A 12,692-nucleotide genomic window follows, 5' to 3' on the forward strand; every position below is an offset into this window, starting at 1 on the left:
AAGCCGAGTTCGTACAAGTAATATTCTATGTTGTTGTGAATTTTGCGCCAACTCTACAAAAAATGCGCGACGATACCACATCTTATACGAATCGCCCTAATCGCGATCTATTGTGGTATTTTTTCGAACCCAGCCAACCGTTGCGAGGGCCGAAAGAAACGCGCCCCTTTGCCCGACTTTTCAACGCTGCGGCGTGCCAAATAGGGGCGCAGTGGGGGCGCCGCGGCCGCGTCGTGGGCATCTTCCCAGTCGGATTGTCATCGGGTAGCGTGCAGGGGCGGCACGTGAAGGCGCTCTCTTTGGCGAATGCACTGCTGCACCTTCAGCAGTTGCCCGTCAGAAGATGGGGCTGGTGTCACAACCAGGTGCTTGCCGCGACAGATTGTTCCCGTCGCGGTTCATTTCAGCACCGAAGCGAGGGGGAAGAGATGCACAACCGATTTCGGCAGTGCCTGCGGAAAGTGTCGCTGGCGGCATTGACGATGCTGGCGCTAAACATCCCGGTCCACGCGGCTGACCTCGTCATTGCAATGCCGAACTGGCCGTCGGGCCAGGCGACGGCAAATATCCTCAAGGTCAGCCTGAAGGAAAATTTCGGGCTCGATGCCGACGTGCGCGAGATGGGGACGCTTATTGCCTTTGCCGGTCTCAATTCTGGTGAGGTGGATATTCATCCCGAAATCTGGCTGCCCAATCTGGATAATCTGGTGAAGAAGTATGTGGACGGGGCCGGCACCGTGGCCATCAGCCCCATTGGAGTGCCGGCCTGGCAAGGCATTTGCGCGACGCGTGAAGCAGCCGACAAATTTGGAATTCACGATGTTTCGGATCTCAGCGATACGAAGAAAACGGCCGCGTTGGATACCGATGGCGACGGACGCGGCGAACTCTGGATCGGCGCTGAGGGTTGGTCCTCAACCGCTATCGAGCGCGTCCGCGCCAACAGCTATGGTTATGCCAAGACAATGACCTTGTTGGAGACGCCCGAGGATGCCGGAATGGCGGCTGTCGATGCCGCGGTCGCCACGGATCATCCGATGGTGTTTGCCTGCTACGCGCCGCACCACGTCTTTGAGTTGCACGACATTGTCCGGCTTACCGAGCCGCCCTTTGATCCGGCAAAGTGGAAGATCGTACTGCCGTCAGAGGACCCGCTCTGGGTCTCGAAGTCCAGCGCGCCGGTATCATGGGATACCGCACATTTCCATATCGCCTACGCCACCTCGCTGCGCAAAAAATATCCGAAGGTGGTGGCGTTCCTGGAACGGGTCGAGCTGAAGCCCGAGGAAATCACCAAGATGAGTTATGCGCTCCAGGTAGAGCGTCAGGATCCTTACGAATACGCCAAACAATGGGTTGCCGCACAAGGCGCACGGGTGCACGGGTGGGCAAATCCATGAGCGGAAATCCTATGTTCGCGGAACGCGGCACCGTCCGGCGGCGCTCCCTCACGGCAGTCGTCGCCGCGGCGTTCGGTCTTGTCGCGGTGGCGGCGCTGGCTGAGGGAACACAGGTTTTCGACCCGAAAAGCCACAAATGGGTGGACTACGATCGCACCAAGGCGCGCAAATACTACGCCGCGCATAATGAGGTGCCCGAGGCATTTCGTCCGCAGATGGTCAAATTCCGCACCGCGGAAGTGCCAGGCACGATCATTATCGATGGCAATCAGCACTTTCTCTATCTTGTGCAGCCGGGTCAGCGGGCCATGCGCTACGGCATCGGCGTGGGCCGGGAAGGGTTTGGATGGGCCGGCATCGTGCGCGTCGGCCGCATGGCGGAGTGGCCGACCTGGACACCTCCGGCCGAAATGGTCGCTCGCGATCCGAAGGCGGTGAAATACGCCGGAGGCATGGAGGGAGGGCCCGACAACCCGCTCGGCGCAAGGGCGCTCTATCTCTATGAGCGCGACCAGGACACGATCTACCGGATACACGGCACCCCGGAGCCTTGGACGATCGGGCTCGACGCGTCATCGGGGTGCATCCGTATGAGGAACGACGACATCGTCGATCTCGCATCCCGCGTCAAGGTTGGGGCCAAGGTCATCGTTCTCATGCAGGGGGCGGCACTTTACAAGGGTGTGTGAAGCGGCATTCGGAGAGGGACAAGCAATGTCGGGAAAAAATGCAGTGAGAACTTCGATCCGGGGGACAGCAATCGGATTCCTGGCTGGAGCCGTTAGCGCTTGTGTCAGCACGCCACCGCCGCCGCCTCAGGACCAGATGTCCAGGACGAAGGTCGAGACGGCCCCGGCGGACCTTCAACTGCTTTGCGCCAATGCGGTCGCCAAGGCGAGCGGTGTCGACAGCACGAAGATACTTCCGGTTTCATCGAGCAAGCTCGATTCCAAGACCTATCAGGTCGAACTCGATGCCAGTGGCAAGAAGACAAGCTGCCTCGTGGATACCGACGGCAACGTCAAATCGGTTGAGCCCGTCTGATCCGCTCTGGTCGACGAATTCGCAACCAACCTGACGATGCGCCCTGGCTGCAGACATGACGATGTTTGGGGCGGCCAGCCGCGATGAGCGGTTTGGAGAGCCTGGCAAACCGCGCGCCTGCCTCACCCCAGCCCGATCCGCTTGGCGCCTTGCCGGAACAGTGCCTCGGCGTCCGGCTCGAAGCGGAACGTGCCGATGAAATCGTCGGCGCAGTAGTTCGGCAGCATCTTGCGCAGCGCAGCGGCGAAACTTCGTGCCTCGTCCAGCCGCCCCGCCAGCGCAAGGCAATGCGCGGCAATCGCGAGGATGATGGCGTGGGCGTTGGGACGCGCGGCTGCTTTCAGCGCCCATTCGGCGGCTTCGTCGAACTGGCCGAGCCGGACATGCGACATCGCCCTGGCGCCCAACATACCGAACAGCAGCGGATCGAAGGGGCTCAGATGCCTGGAATGGTCGGATGAGCCGATCGCAGCCTGCGGGTCGCCGGACTGCGAATGGACGAAAGATAGCGCATAGTGGCCGAGCGCGAAATTCGGGCTGAGGTCTACGGCGCGTTCCAGCTCGATGAGGGAGCCGTCCTGCTCGCCGCGCAGCCACAGCGCCCGCCCCATGGCCCAGTGAGCGGCCGGATTGTGATCGTCGACGAGCAGGCCCTGGCCGGCTGCCTCGAAGGCCAGGGCGCTTTCGTGGTCGCGGTCGCCCCAGCGCTGGAAGGCATTTTGCCAATGGGTGAAGGAAAGGCCGGCATAGGCGCGGGCGAACGTCGGATCGAGCTTCAAGGCTATGTCGAAGAAATGCCGGGCCTGCTCGTTTTCCGCGCGGGTGAAGCGATACATGTGCCAGAGACCGCGGTGGTAGGCTTCCCAGGCGTTCAGCGAATTGGGCGCCTTCAACATGGCGCGGTTGCGCTCGCCCGTCTCGATCTCGGCCGAGATCGACGAGACGATGCTGTTGCCGATGTCGTCGAGCACGGCAAAGATGTCGTTCGGCTTGCGCTCGAACGTCTCGGCCCAGACGATCCTGGCCGTGCGCACTTCGACCAGCTCGACCGCGACGGTGACGCGGCCGGCCTGGCTGCGTACCGTGCCGGTGGCGACATAATCGACATTGAGCCGACGGCCGGCATCCTCCGGCCCAATGTTTTTTTCGGCGAGCGCAAACACCGAACCGCGCGCGATGACGAAGAAATCCCTGAGCTTGGCCAGGCGGGTGATGATATCGTGGGTCAGGCCATCGGCGATGCCTCCGCGTGGGCCGCCGTCAGCCGTCTCTTCGGCAAACGGCATCACCGCAAGCGAAGCCTTCTGCGATGCAGCAGTGTCGGAATTGGGAAGCACAATTGACGCGTGAGGGGCCGCGGGTACGAGTGACGGTCGCGCCCAGAACGTAGCGGCAGGTCGTTCGTTGCGGATCGTGCGCCATGCCTCACGAACGGGTCCGAAATCCAGATCCTCCGAAGCAAACAGCTGCGCTGCGGAAGCGAGATGTTCCTCGCACGCGTCAAACTGGCCGCGCTGCGCCAGCCCTTTCAGAAGAGCCACATGCGCGCGCCCGTCGAACGGAGCGAGTTCCAGCCATTTGTCCAGATGCGAAGACATTCTGTCGGCATCCACCGGAAGCTTGTTGACGAGATGTTCCAGGATTGCGGCGTGCCAAGAGCCGAAGCGGCGGCGCTGAGCGATCAGCCAGCTGTTGAAATGCGGGCTGCGGTCGATCTCCAGCCCATCGAGAAAGTCGCCGGCGAACATTCCGGAAAGAGCCTGCAGCCGCTCTAGACCGAGCGTCTCAACGCCCTTGGCGGCGGCCGAGGCTATGTCGACAGCGTCGACGGAAGCACCTCTCAGATCAAGCGCGATCGTGTCGCCTGGTGTCTCGACCCTGCGATGATGCGGTTCATCGAGGATGCCTCTAAGCTTGCTCAGGCACCAGCGAAGCTCGCCGCGTGGGTCGTTCGGCACATCCCACAAAAGCTCGCAGAGGCGGCTGCGGCCGACCGGATGCGGCGCCAGCGCCAGATAGGCGAGCAGCGCACACAGCTTGCGCGATTTTGGGAGCTGGATGATGATGCCGTTGCGTGCGATCGTCAGCGGTCCGAGCAGACGCACGGAAAAGCCGGCCACCTCGCCGTGGAGGCTCGATCGGGCGGATTCCACGTAAGTTTCCACGCCTGCTCCCACGCTGGCCAGTCGGCCTTTGTTTTATCACCAAACGCGACACGGTGCATCCGGCAGCGAATTCCCGCTCCGGATGCTGGCATTGCCGGAGGCAAATGTAGCGCGGCAAGGTCTCGAAACCTCGCCGCCCAAGCCACCGGTCTGTAACCGGCCCGTGACGACAAGAGACACCGACAAGGCGAGGAGATCGACATGTTGCATCAACAGAAAATCAGAACCACCGCCGGGCGCGGCCGCCTGTTCGACAGCGTTCTCGACACGGTCGGCGATACGCCGGTGATCCGCATCAATAATCTCGGACCGGACCATGCCACGATCTACGTGAAGGCCGAGTTCTTCAATCCCGCCGCCTCGGTGAAGGACCGGCTGGCGCTCAACATCATCGAGGAAGGCGAGCGCAGCGGCGCTCTAAAGCCTGGCCAGACCGTGGTCGAGGCGACCAGCGGCAACACCGGCATCGGACTTGCCATGGTTTGCGCCCAGAAGGGCTATCCGCTGGTGGTGACGATGGCCGACAGTTTTTCCATCGAACGCCGCAAGCTGATGCGCATGCTGGGCGCCAAGGTGGTGCTGACGCCGCGCGCCCAGAAGGGTTTCGGCATGTACAAGAAGGCGGTGGAGCTCGCCGAAGCCAATGGCTGGTTCCTGGCCCGCCAGTTCGAAACCAAGGCCAACGCCGCCATTCACGAAGCGACGACGGCGCGCGAGATCATCAACGATTTCGCCGGCTCGCGGCTCGACTGCTTCGTCACCGGCTACGGCACGGGCGGCACCGTCGCCGGCGTCGGACGCGTGCTGCGCCGCGAGCGGCCGGAGACCCGGATCGTGCTCGCCGAACCGGCCAATGCGCAGCTTATCGGCAGCGGCAAGTCGCAGCAGCGCGGCACCGGCGGCGCGCCTGCGGCCAGCCATCCGGCGTTCGAGCCGCATCCGATCCAGGGCTGGACGCCCGACTTCATTCCGGACGTGCTGCAGGAGGCGATAGACGCAAGCCTCTATGACGAGGTGGTGCCGATTGCCGGGCCCGAGGGCATGAAATGGGCCAAGGCGCTGGCGCAGAAGGAAGGGATTTTCACCGGCATCTCCGGCGGAGCGACCTTCGCGGTGGCGCGGCAGATCGCGGAAAAGGCGGCACCCGGCTCGGTGATCCTGTGCATGCTGCCCGATACTGGCGAACGCTACATGACGACACCGCTGTTCGACGGCATCGAGGCGGAGATGGACGCCGAGGAGACCGCGCTTTCGCAGTCGACGCCCGGCTGCCAGTTTCCGGCGTGACGGCGGCACATCGGGAGCGGCCTGCATGGACACGAAGCCTGGACTGGCCGTCACGGCCACCGAGGAAACGCTTGACCCCTCGAACTGGGCCGACGTGCAGGCCCTGTCGCATCGGATCGTCGACGATGCCGTCGCTTACCTGCGCGATGTCAGAGAGCGTCCGGTGTGGCAGGAGATGCCGGTTGATGTGAGGACCTTCTTCACATCGCCGCTGCCGCGTTCGCCGGCGCCGCTGGCAGAAATCTATGGCGACGTCACCAGGAGCTTGATGCCCTATCCGATGGGCAACATCCATCCGCGCTTCTGGTCCTGGTATATGGGCTCGAGCAATTTCACCGGCGCGCTCGGCGATTTCCTGGCGGCGATCCAGGGCTCCAACCTCGGCGGCGGCAACCATGCCGCCGCGCTGATGGACAACCAGGTCGTCGACTGGTGCAAGCAGATGATGGGCTTTCCGCAATCGGCCAGCGGCACGCTGGTCAGCGGCGGCTCGATGGCCAACATCATCGGGCTGACCGTGGCGCGCAACGCCAAGGCCGGCATCGACATACGCGAGCACGGCGTTGCCGGCATCGACAAGCCGCTGCGTTTCTACGGCTCCGACCAGCTTCACTCCTGTCACCGCAAGGCGATGGAAGTGCTCGGCCTCGGCAACCGGGCGCTGCGTCGCATCCCGAGCGATGCCGGGCTGCGGATCGACATCGCTGCGTTGCGGGCGGCGATCGCCGAGGACCGCGACGCCGGCTTCAAGCCGGCCTGCGTAATCGGTACGGCCGGCACGGTGAACGCCGGCGCAATCGACGATCTGCAAGCGCTGGCTGACCTGGCGGCAAAAGAGGATCTGTGGTTTCACGTCGATGGCTGCATCGGCGCCTTGCTTGCGATTGCGCCGGACAATTCGCATCGCGTTGCCGGCATCGAGCACGCCCACTCGATCGCGCTCGATCCGCATAAATGGCTGCACGCGCCATTCGAGGTCGGCTGCGCGCTGATCCGGGATGCCTCCGTGCATCGCGGCGCGTTCGCGGTGACGCCGGAATATCTGGAATCGACGCCGCGCGGCCTGGCCTCCGGCCAATGGCTGCACGATTACGGCCTGCAGACGACGCGCGGCTTTCGCGCTCTGAAGGTGTGGATGGCGTTGCGAGAGCACGGCATCGAAAAGTTCGGCCGGCTGATCGACCAGAACATCGCGCAAGGGCATTATCTCGGCGCGCTGATCGCGGCCGAACCGGCACTCGAACTGGTAGCGCCGGTGAGCATCAACATCGTCTGCTTTCGCTACCGCGCGGACGGACTGGGCGGGGAGCGCCTGAAAGCGCTCAATACCGAGATCATGCTGAGGCTGCAGGAAGAAGGCATCGCCGCCATTTCCGACACGACGGTGCATGGCCAGCATAGCCTCAGGGTGGCGATCAACAACCACCGCACCCGGCGCGACGATCTGGACCTGCTGGTGCGGGAGACCGTGCGGCTTGGACTGGAGATTTCAAGGCCTGGCGTGGCTCTTCCTTCTCCCCTTGTGGGAGAAGGTGGACGCGAAGCGGCCGGATGAGGGGTGTTCCAGCTTGATACCGACGGCACTCCGTCCGCACCCCTCAACCGTCTTGGCGCTGCGCGCCAATCCACCTTCTCCCACAAGGGGAGAAGGAAGAAGGAGCGGCGCTGGCCCCGACAATTGGTCGTCTGCAAGGCTACGCCTCGAGCCAAACCTTCTCGAAATGCTGCTCGAGTGACTGGTGCTGCTCGCAGCCATGCACGCCCTTGCGGTAGGTGCGGTAGACCGAGCGCCAGTAGGGCTGGATGATGATGCCGGAATCGCGGAGATTCTGCTCGATCTTGGCCATGAGCTCCTTGCGGGCGCCGGGATCGGGCATCGCCAGCGCCTTGTCGAGCAGACTGTCGAATTCCGGATCGGCGTAGGCGCTCTCGTTCCACGCGGCGCCAGACTTATAAGCGAGCGCCAGCACCTGGACGCCGAGCGGCCGGCCGAGCCATTCCGTGCAGGAGAAAGGATATTTGCTCCAGTCGTTCCAGAAGGTCGCGGCCGGCAGCACGGTGCGCTTGATCTTCAGCCCGGCCTCGCGCATCTGCGCGGCGATGGCGTCGCCGGTGCTCTTCTGCCAGTCGACGTCGACCGAGATGAGTTCGTATTCGTGGTCGGCCTTGCTGGCCTCGGCGAGCAGGGCCTTGGCTTGATCAATGTTGCGGACGGCCGGGCCGATATCGGCATATTCGGGATGCATCGGCCCGACATGATGGTTCTCGGCAGGCTTGCCGCGGTTGTCCATGCCGATCTTCAGCACGGCGGCATTGTCGACGGCAAGTTGGGCGGCGCGCCGCACCTTGATGTCGTCATAGGGCGGGTTGCCGACGTTGAAACGCGCCACGATGGTCGAACCGGTGGCGATCTCGGAATTGCTCAGGCCCATGGACTCGGTCTGCGCAACCGTATCGGAGGCGGTTTCGTGGTCGGTGTCGATCTCGCCCGATTCGAAGGCCGACAGCATGGCGTTGGGGTCGGAGCCGTAGTCGACCCATTTGATGCCGTCGAGGTAGAACTCGCCCTTCCACCATGGCTTGTCCTTGCGGCGGACTTCGGCGCCGACCTCGGCGTCCCATGCCACGAGTTCGCAAGGCCCGGTGGTGATCGCCAATGCCTTCAGCGGATCGCCGTCGCCTTCATAGCTGCGGTGCATGATCAGCGCCGGATAGTCGGCCATGCCGGCGATCAGCGAAATGTCGGGCTTGGGCAAATTGAGCCGGACGGTGAAATCGTCGACGCGCTCGATGCCGCCGTCGACGGCCTTCTTGGTATCGGCGTTGACCAGTGCGCCCATGCGCGCGGCCACCGAATTGCCGGCGACGGACGCATCGCACCAGCGCGTCAGATTGTGGATCACGTCGTCGGCGTTGAAGGTGTCGCCGTTCGACCAGGTGATGCCCTTGCGGACATGCAGCGTCAGCACGCGGGCGTCGTCGCTGGTTTCCCAGCTCTCGAGCAGCCATGGCTCGAAGGTGAAGTCGCGCTTCCAGCGCACCAAATATTCGTTGCACTGGCGGGCGACGTTGGACATCTCGACGCCGTCGAAGGTGCGCGGATCCTTCCAGCCCTTGACGTTCATGGCGACGCGCAAGATGCCGCCGCGCTTCGGCTCCTCGGCCCTGGCCGGTGACGGCGCAAGCCCGCCGAGCGCCAGCGCGCCGGTAGCGCTGACGCCGAGCGCAGCCATGGTGGCGAGATATTCGCGCCGGTTCATCTGGCCTTTCTTGAAGCCATCGGCGACGGGCTCGGCCTGCGGATGCAGTTTTCGATCGGTCAGCATGAACTTCATTGTCGTCATTCCCCTGTTGTTGGGCACCTCTGCCGATCGCCAAACGCGGGGGACGGATGCGATCGCCGGAGCGCCATTGCCTCGGGGATGATAGGGCGAGCTCCCGTGGGGGAGTGTTCGGACTTCCGCAGTTCTTGTGCGCTGTTCCGCAAACGGAAGGTCCCCCTCACCCGGATTGCCAACCGAATTGCGAAGGGCAATTCGGGGCAATCCGACCTCTCCCCCGGGGGGAGACGAGGTCGCCAGCGTTGATGCCAGCCTCTTCTCCCCAGCGGGGAGAAGGTGGACGCGAAGCGGCCGGATGAGGGGGCCTTCGCAACCTCAGTAAGGCCAGTCGCCTTTGCCGAGCGCGGCGATGGCCGCAATGATGCGCCCGAAGGCTTCGCCGGCTCGCGGCACGGTCTTGCGGGCGCGTAGAAAGCTATGCACGAGGCGCGGCTCCTCATGCCACCAGGCGCGACCGGCGGCGGCGAGGATGCGGTCGCGATAGGCCTCGCCTTCCGAGGACAGCGGGTCGCATTGCGCGGTGACGATGACCGTCGGCGGCAGCCCGGAGAAGTCGGTGTCGCTGAGCGGCGAAAAGGTCGGGTCGTCCTGCGACTGTCCCTTCGCCGACCGGATCTGGCGATAGAACTCGATGTCGCGCAACGTCAGCAGCGGCGCTTCGGCGTGCTCGACACAGGACCCGGCGCTCTCTTTGCCAACTGGTTCCGGGCCGCCGAGCTCGGGATAGATCAGCACCTGGCCGATCGCATGGCGAGGATGGCGGCGTGTCGCCTGTGCCACCGCAGCGGCCAGATTGCCGCCGGCGCTTTCGCCGCAGAGCACTATCGGCAGGCCGGCCGTCGCCGTCGCCCATTCGAATACGGCCAGCGCATCGTCGAAGGCGGCCGGATGCAGATGCTCGGGCGCCAGCCGGTAATCGGCGGACAGCACGGCAAAGCCGGTGCCGGCGCATATCTCGGCGCAGATGTCGTCATGGCTGTCGAGCCCGCCAAGGACGAAGCCGCCGCCGTGATAATAGACAACCATCGCTTGCGGCGCCGTGCCCGCCATCTGGTAACGCCGGACCGAGATCGCACGGTCGCCGGCAGGAACCGCGCTGTCGCTGGCCTTGACGCCGGGTGGATAGGGCTCGCGGAACGCCCGGCACGTGGCATCATAGACCGCCCGCTGCCTGTCGATCGGCATGTAGACGATTTCGGGCGGATACCACTCGTTGACCCGATCGATATAGGCCCACAGCTCCGGATCGAGCAGCGTTTGGTATTTTCCGCGCCCTCTCGTTCCGGGTCGCTCGGCCTCGGTGATCATCGCTGCGCGATCCCGCTCAGAGCTCGGCGTAGAGCCGGGCAGCATTTTCATAGCTGAAGCGCAGCGGCACCGAGCCCTCGACCTGCCAGGCTTCGACCGTCTCGCCTGCCAGCAGCCGGCAGGCGCCGTCGGTGGTGGTGACGGCACCGCCATAGAGCCGGTTGGCAAGGTTGAGGATGGCCGTCTGGTGCATCGCCGTGCTGCCGCTGCCGCAGGCATCCTTGACCAGCAGCACTCGAAACCCAAGCGCCACCGCATCCTTGACGGTGGCATCGATGCAGGCCTCGGTCCAGACGCCGGCAACGACCAGCCACTCGATGCCGTCGGCCTTCAGCCGCTCGGCGGCAGGCCCCGCGCGGAAGGCGCTGGCATCGGTCTTGACCAGCATCATCTCGCCTGTCGCCGGGCCCACTTCCGCGCAGATCGCAGTCAGCGGATCGTCCTTGTCGGAAAACGCCGACTTGCCGCTGGCCTCGACCGGGTGGAACGGCCGCGCCGTGGCGAGATCGACGATATAGGCCCAGTGGTAAAGGGGCACATTGTTGGCCCGCGCCGCCTCCTGCAGCCGCTGGACGTTGGCGAGGATGTCGCCATAGCCTTCGACCAGATAGCGCTTGTCCCGCCGATGCTCCTCCTGGAGATCGATGAACACCGCCGCCACCTTGCCGCGCTTGATCGAGATCGGGCTTTTCATGCAAAACTGCCTGTCAACACTCAAACATGCCTGTCAAGGAAATCATCCTCATAGGGGAAGCGCGACAGGAGCTCGGTGCCGGTCTCGGTGATCAGGATCTCGTCTTCCAGCTTGACGCCCTCGCGGCCGCCCTTCTCGCCGATATAGCTTTCGACGCTGACCACCATGCCGGGCACGATGTCACCGTCGCGGCCATAGGTCTCGTAGTCCATGGCGTGCGCTATGAACGGCGTTTCGCCATGCATGCCGACGCCGTGCATGACCGAGGTATAACGCTGGTCGACGAAGCGGTCCGGTATCTTCCAGGCCCTTTCGGCAATCGCGCGAAACGCCATGCCCGGCTTGACGACCCCGATATTGTGCTGAACCTGGTCGTGCGCCATGCGGTAGAGCGACTTCTGATAGTCCGTCGGCTTGCCCGGTCCGCAACGGAAGGTGCGCGAAAAGTCCGAATAATAGCCGTAGCAGCCGATCGTATCGGTATCGAGCGCCAAGAGTTCGCCCGGCCTGATCTTGCGGCCGCTCGCCTCGTTGAACCACGGATTGGTGCGCTGGCCCGAGGTCAGCAGCCGGGTCTCGATGAACTCGCCGCCTTGCCGGATCACCTCACCATACATGATGGCGAACAGCTCGTTTTCGGAAACGCCAGGCTTGATCGCCTCGCGCACCGCATAGACCGCAGCCTCGGCACCAGCCATCGACACCTGCAGGCATTTTACTTCCTCGGGCGTCTTGACCGCGCGCACCGCCAAAATCTCGCCCTGGCAATCCCGCACCTCGCAGCCGCGCTTTTCCAGCGCCAGTGCCTGCAGATGGCTGCAGCGGTCAAGGCCGAGCTTCATCGAGCCGCCGCCATGCGCCTTGAGCAATTCGGCGATCTCATCGGCGAACGGGCCGGCGGTCTCGTCGTCGCGGCCTGACACCGATGACCAGACCAGCTTGGACGGACGCGCCTCGTCGATCGTGTCGAGCACCATCGAGACATGGTAGCTCTGCGGATATTCGAACAACACGATCGGCCCTTCGGTGGGGATGAAGAAGTAGCGCGTCGAGTTGCGCAGGAAATAGCCGAACATGTTGCGCGAGCCGGTGGCGTAGCGCTGGTTGTTGGGGTCGAACAAAACGACGCCGCCATAGCCGGCCTCGCGCATCCAGGCGCGCAGCCTGGCCAGCCGGCCCTTGCGCAGCGCGTCGGCGTCGATGAAGGACGGCTCGGTGTCCGACAGCCACATGCCGCCGGCCGGATCCGCCGCCGCCGGATGGCGCATGCGGTCCTTGAAGTCGACATCCTCGGTGCTGTCGGGGTCAAAAACGACGATGCTCATGGGTGCCTCCTGGAAGCGGCGAGGATGGGCTATGCGCCGCGTAGAGGCTGTGCGAGATGCCGCATATGTTGTGCCGGATGCCGCAGCCCCGACGCGCCGGCGATCCTTCGCGCCCCTCTCTGTCCTGC

10 protein-coding genes are annotated in these 12,692 nt (G+C 64.0%); 5 read left to right on the forward strand and 5 right to left on the reverse strand.

Annotated features, from left to right (window positions below):
• Positions 1-428: 428 nt before the first annotated feature.
• From NKK47_RS05195 to NKK47_RS05205, 3 genes are all read left to right on the forward strand, one after another.
• Positions 429-1,400 (forward strand): ABC transporter substrate-binding protein, encoded by a 972-nt coding sequence (locus NKK47_RS05195; RefSeq protein WP_502897742.1) that lies wholly within the window; start codon positions 429-431, stop codon positions 1,398-1,400.
• A gap of 11 nt (positions 1,401-1,411) precedes the next feature.
• On the forward strand, positions 1,412-2,089 hold the full coding sequence (locus NKK47_RS05200) for a L,D-transpeptidase (protein WP_352575396.1): 678 nt from the start codon (positions 1,412-1,414) through the stop codon (positions 2,087-2,089).
• A gap of 136 nt (positions 2,090-2,225) precedes the next feature.
• A complete protein-coding gene (locus NKK47_RS05205) occupies positions 2,226-2,444 on the forward strand; it encodes a hypothetical protein (protein ID WP_031212349.1) in 219 nt (72 codons plus the stop codon).
• Between the two features lie 122 nt (positions 2,445-2,566).
• On the opposite strand, the gene NKK47_RS05210 is transcribed toward NKK47_RS05205, so the two are convergent.
• Complete coding sequence (locus tag NKK47_RS05210; protein WP_352575398.1) at positions 2,567-4,609, reverse strand: transcriptional regulator; 2,043 nt, start codon at positions 4,607-4,609, stop codon at positions 2,567-2,569.
• A gap of 201 nt (positions 4,610-4,810) precedes the next feature.
• On the opposite strand from NKK47_RS05210, the gene NKK47_RS05215 reads away from it, so the two are divergent.
• Positions 4,811-5,896, forward strand: a complete 1,086-nt coding sequence (locus tag NKK47_RS05215; protein WP_352575400.1) for a PLP-dependent cysteine synthase family protein — start codon at positions 4,811-4,813, stop codon at positions 5,894-5,896.
• A 25-nt stretch (positions 5,897-5,921) separates the two neighbouring features.
• On the forward strand, positions 5,922-7,451 hold the full coding sequence (locus NKK47_RS05220) for a pyridoxal phosphate-dependent decarboxylase family protein (protein WP_352575402.1): 1,530 nt from the start codon (positions 5,922-5,924) through the stop codon (positions 7,449-7,451).
• A 139-nt stretch (positions 7,452-7,590) separates the two neighbouring features.
• Here the strand turns inward: NKK47_RS05220 and NKK47_RS05225 are convergent, their stop codons facing one another.
• The 4 genes from NKK47_RS05225 to NKK47_RS05240 all read right to left on the reverse strand — a co-directional run bounded on the left by NKK47_RS05225 (position 7,591) and on the right by NKK47_RS05240 (position 12,564).
• Entirely contained in the window at positions 7,591-9,231 is a 1,641-nt protein-coding gene (locus NKK47_RS05225) for an ABC transporter substrate-binding protein (RefSeq protein ID WP_352575404.1), read from the reverse strand.
• Positions 9,232-9,552: 321 nt separating this feature from the next.
• Positions 9,553-10,545 (reverse strand): alpha/beta hydrolase, encoded by a 993-nt coding sequence (locus NKK47_RS05230; protein ID WP_051406197.1) that lies wholly within the window; start codon positions 10,543-10,545, stop codon positions 9,553-9,555.
• 16 nt (positions 10,546-10,561) lie between these two features.
• Positions 10,562-11,239: an isochorismatase family protein gene (locus NKK47_RS05235; protein ID WP_023678943.1), complete on the reverse strand. Its 678-nt coding sequence runs from the start codon at positions 11,237-11,239 to the stop codon at positions 10,562-10,564.
• 20 nt (positions 11,240-11,259) lie between these two features.
• On the reverse strand, positions 11,260-12,564 hold the full coding sequence (locus NKK47_RS05240; RefSeq protein WP_023678942.1) for a M24 family metallopeptidase: 1,305 nt from the start codon (positions 12,562-12,564) through the stop codon (positions 11,260-11,262).
• Between the last annotated feature and the right edge of the window lie 128 nt (positions 12,565-12,692).

The organism is Mesorhizobium sp. M0019, assembly GCF_040323975.1.
Classification (GTDB): Bacteria; Pseudomonadota; Alphaproteobacteria; order Rhizobiales; family Rhizobiaceae; genus Mesorhizobium.

Coding starts and splice junctions, on each gene's coding strand:
- NKK47_RS05195 (WP_502897742.1), top strand. CDS start 429: ATGCACAACCGATTTCGGCAGTGCCTGCGGAAAGTGTCGCTGGCGGCA.
- NKK47_RS05200 (WP_352575396.1), top strand. CDS start 1,412: ATGTTCGCGGAACGCGGCACCGTCCGGCGGCGCTCCCTCACGGCAGTC.
- NKK47_RS05205 (WP_031212349.1), top strand. CDS start 2,226: ATGTCCAGGACGAAGGTCGAGACGGCCCCGGCGGACCTTCAACTGCTT.
- NKK47_RS05215 (WP_352575400.1), top strand. CDS start 4,811: ATGTTGCATCAACAGAAAATCAGAACCACCGCCGGGCGCGGCCGCCTG.
- NKK47_RS05220 (WP_352575402.1), top strand. CDS start 5,922: ATGGACACGAAGCCTGGACTGGCCGTCACGGCCACCGAGGAAACGCTT.
- NKK47_RS05225 (WP_352575404.1), bottom strand. CDS start 9,231: ATGAAGTTCATGCTGACCGATCGAAAACTGCATCCGCAGGCCGAGCCC.
- NKK47_RS05230 (WP_051406197.1), bottom strand. CDS start 10,545: ATGATCACCGAGGCCGAGCGACCCGGAACGAGAGGGCGCGGAAAATAC.
- NKK47_RS05235 (WP_023678943.1), bottom strand. CDS start 11,239: ATGAAAAGCCCGATCTCGATCAAGCGCGGCAAGGTGGCGGCGGTGTTC.
- NKK47_RS05240 (WP_023678942.1), bottom strand. CDS start 12,564: ATGAGCATCGTCGTTTTTGACCCCGACAGCACCGAGGATGTCGACTTC.